1 protein-coding gene is annotated in these 371 nt (G+C 70.9%); it reads left to right on the forward strand.

The features are described from left to right. Positions 1–174 precede the first annotated feature (174 nt). A partial coding sequence (locus AC1DSF_RS31380; RefSeq protein ID WP_478184211.1) for a hypothetical protein occupies positions 175–371 on the forward strand: 197 nt, incomplete at its 3' end.

Raw genomic sequence — 371 nt, forward strand, 5'->3', positions numbered from 1 at the left:
GCTGTGCGACGGCACCCACCGCGAGATCGGCTTCCGCGAGGAACCCGCCACCCCGAAAGAAGGAAGGACGCCATGACCCGCCACGTCCTCGAGCAGTCGGCGGCTGTGCGACGGCACCCACCGCGAGATCGGCTTCCGCGAGGAACCCGCCACCCCGAAAGAAGGAAGGACGCCATGACCCGCCACGTCCTCGAGCAGTCGGCGCAGGCGATCGCCGACGCGACGGCGCAGCCCCCGTTCCTGTACCAACTGGCTCCGGAGGCGGCCCGCAAGGTCCTGGACGACATCCAGGCCCAGCCGGTCGCCGCCCCCGACGTCGACGACACCTGGCTCACCGTGCCGGCCGATGTCGGCGACGTACGGGTCAGGAT

This window comes from Variovorax sp. 01N429, assembly GCF_056399425.1.